The sequence below is a fragment of the Acidovorax facilis genome (genome assembly GCF_023913775.1).
GTDB classification, from domain to species: domain Bacteria; phylum Pseudomonadota; class Gammaproteobacteria; order Burkholderiales; family Burkholderiaceae_C; genus Acidovorax; species Acidovorax facilis.
The window spans coordinates 1-3,145 of sequence record NZ_JAMXAX010000232.1 but is presented as its reverse complement, the minus strand read 5'-3'; the positions used below and the strand labels follow the sequence as shown (position 1 = coordinate 3,145).

At 61.8% G+C, this 3,145-nt stretch carries 2 protein-coding genes, 2 pseudogenes and 1 other annotated feature; all 4 genes and pseudogenes read right to left on the bottom strand.

The features are described from left to right. Positions 1–128: 128 nt before the first annotated feature. Positions 129–634, bottom strand: a pseudogene (locus NFX52_RS29585) (transposase); the annotation flags it as partial. After that, positions 240–356 (bottom strand) — a sequence feature (AL1L pseudoknot). It overlaps the preceding pseudogene by 117 nt. A 51-nt stretch (positions 635–685) precedes the next feature. Next, positions 686–1,090: pseudogene (locus NFX52_RS29580) on the bottom strand (LysR family transcriptional regulator); the annotation flags it as partial. 86 nt (positions 1,091–1,176) lie between these two features. Continuing rightward, the gene (locus NFX52_RS29575; RefSeq protein WP_055403111.1) at positions 1,177–1,809 is read right to left on the bottom strand and encodes a glutathione S-transferase family protein; all 633 of its coding nucleotides are present in this window, start codon (positions 1,807–1,809) and stop codon (positions 1,177–1,179) included. Between the two features lie 21 nt (positions 1,810–1,830). Next, entirely contained in the window at positions 1,831–2,730 is a 900-nt protein-coding gene (gene yghU / locus NFX52_RS29570; protein WP_055403109.1) for a glutathione-dependent disulfide-bond oxidoreductase, read from the bottom strand. Between the last annotated feature and the right edge of the window lie 415 nt (positions 2,731–3,145).

Below are 3,145 nucleotides of genomic sequence, written 5' to 3'. Positions count from 1 at the left end.
GGCAACGCTGAGCCAGCGCGCAAACAACGCGATCGTCGCCACGCAAACTGCATCCACCTTCTTCATCATGCCCGCGATATTCGCGGGACATGTGGCTCAACTCAAGATGCCTCGGCTGGACGCTTACTGTTGGCCTGCCAGACTCGTTGAATCTGCGGCATCAGCAATTCGTCTCGTTTCGCTCTGGCGCAGCGTTTGTGAGGCTCGCGCACCAGCGCGGCGTGGCGCCGATACGCTGACGGGGCAACCTGCAAGACCTTGCAGAGCGGCTCGACCCCGAAAGCATTGCGCTGCTGGTCGATAAAGGCCCTCAAGACTTGAGCCGGCGGTCGAGCTCCGCCTGGGCGAAAAACGCGCTGGCCAGCTTCAATATCTCGTTGGCTCGGCGCAATTCTTTGACCTCGCGCTCCAGCTCCTTGACCCGCTGGGCTTCGGCTGTGGTGACGCCTTCTCGCGTGCCTGCATCAACTTCGGCACGCTTGACCCACTCGTTCAGGGTCTGCGGCACGCAGCCAATCTTAGGGGCAATGGATTCGATGGCAGCCCACAGGGATGGGTACTCCCCGCGCTGCTCCTGCACCATTCTCACTGCGCGCTCACGCACCTCGGGCGAGAACTTGTTCGTTTTCTTCATGGCTCAATCCTCTCAGAGTGTTGAGCCTCCTCAAAACCCGGGGCGATTCACAGAGACGATCTGCGGCGAGTGCAGCGCATCAATGGTGACCTTCACATCGGGATGCTTCTGCCGAAAGAACCGCAGCGCGCGCGGCAGCACCTCGTAGCTCAGCGCCAGCACGCTGAGGATGTGCAACTCGCCCTCGCGCTGATCGCCCTTCAAGCTATTGGCCAGGCGCTGCACATCATCGAGCTGGGTGAACAAACGCTCGATGTGCGGGTACAGCGTCTGCGCCTCGGTGGTGGGCACCAGCTTGCCCTTGAGGCGATGGAACAGCGGAAAGCCCAGCTGCAGCTCGGCATGCGCCAGGATGCGGCTGACCGCCGGCTGGGTGACGTTGATGAGGCGGGCCGCCGCGCTCACGCTGCCGGTGAGCATGACGGCGTTGAAAACTTCTATGTGGCGAAGGCGCATGGGCTAACAATGCAAGGAACAGGCCCGATGCGCAATCCTTGCATCCACCCATTGCGACTAAAACGGGGACTGGAGCAGCGCGATAGTTAGAGCGACATCGACAGCCGCTGCGCCATGGCCGCACGCCAACGCAGCAAGTGCGGGTGCTGCTCGCCCGGCTTGTGCTTGACCACCCGCGCAAAGTCCACCGCCACCACCGCCGTGATGTCGGCCACGCTGAAGCGGTCGGTGGCAATGAAGTCGCGGTCCGCCAGGCGCTCGTTGAGCAGCTGAAAGAACTGCCCCACGCGCACCAGCCCCCGCTCGGCCAGGGCCGGAATTTGCGGGTAGTCCACCGCGCCGGGCAATGCCCGGTTGGCCATGGCGGGCGCGCTGTTGCGCAGCGCCTCGGCAATGGCCAACAGGCCCTCGAACTCCATGCGCCAGTTCCAGCTCGCAATCTCGGCCTTTTCTGCATGCGTCTCGCCCAGCAACGCAGGCTGTGGGTAGCGCGCCTCGACATACGCGGTGATGGCCGCGTTGTCGGTCAGCAGCAAACCCTCTTCGGTGCGCAGCGCGGGCACCGTGCACTGCGGGTTGATCTGGCGGTAGGCATCGCCCAGTTGCTCGCCATTGCGCAGGTCCACCTGCACGGTGTCGTGGGCCACACCCTTTTCTGCCAGCAGGATGCGCGCGCGGCGCGGGCTGGGCGCGGTGGTGCAGTCGTACAAAGTGATCATGGTGACGCCTTGCAAAAACACTCAGCGTGCGGGTGAAGAAGCTGCTGCCGCAGCCTCGATCTTGTCCTGCGTCTTTGTGTCAAAGTCGCTGGCGTCATGCCGCTCGCGCAACTGGCTGGCCAGGTCGCCCTGCACGCGGTTCACCTTGCGCCCCCGCTGCACCGCCGGGCGCTTGGCCACCTGTTCGGCCCAGCGCACCACATGCTTGTACTCATGCACCTGCAAAAACTCGCCCGCGTTGTAGGCCTGCCCTTTCACTAGCAAGCCATACCAGGGCCAGATCGCAATATCGGCCACCGTGTACTCATTGCCCGCCACGTACTCCGTCACGGCCAGGCGCTGGTTCAGCACATCGAGCTGGCGTTTGGCCTCCATCGCATAGCGGTCGATCGCGTACTCGATCTTGACCGGCGCATAGGCATAAAAATGACCAAACCCGCCGCCCACGAAAGGTGCACTGCCCATCTGCCAGAACAGCCATGACAGGCACTCGGCGCGCGCAGCGCCGTCTTTGGGCAAGAAGGCGCTGCCAAACTTCTCGGCCAGGTACATCAAGATCGCCCCAGACTCAAACACCCGCACAGGGTTGGCGGGGTCGGTGCGGTCCAGCAGCGCGGGGATCTTGGAATTGGGGTTCACAGACACGAACCCGCTGCCAAACTGCTCACCCTCGTTGATGCGGATCAGCCATGCGTCGTACTCCGCCCCGTTGTGGCCCAGCGCCAGCAGCTCTTCCAGCATGACCGTGACTTTGACGCCATTGGGCGTGCCCAACGAATATAGCTGCAGCGGGTGGCGACCTACGGGCAGTTCCTCGTCATGCGTAGCACCGGCAATGGGCCGGTTGATGCTGGCGAACTGACCGCCGTTTTCCTTGTTCCATTGCCAGATGGCGGGGGGCGTGTAGAGGGTGTCGGACATGCGGTTTCCAGGCTGATGAATGAGAGCAAGCGAGGTCGCTAGCGATTGCCAAGCCAGTTTAGCGATGGCGACAATTTACGGCTGGGCATACACGAATCCCCACAAAAACTTCCTTCAGAATTGACTCTGAGAACACGCACAGTGATTCATTTGTGCAGGCTGCCTGTTTAGCTGTTACGTACGTCATGGCGACCATGCTCAGTCACCTTTTCGCGCTCTTCTGAAGACATGTTCAACGGAGGAAGAGCAACTTCAGCCAGTATGACGTCAGGCGCTGATGTGATCTTTGTAAGCGTCCAGCCGAGGCATCTTGAGTTGAGCCACATGTCCCGCGAATATCGCGGGCATGATGAAGAAGGTGGATGCAGTTTGCGTGGCGACGATCGCGTTGTTTGCGCGCTGGCTCAGCGTTGCC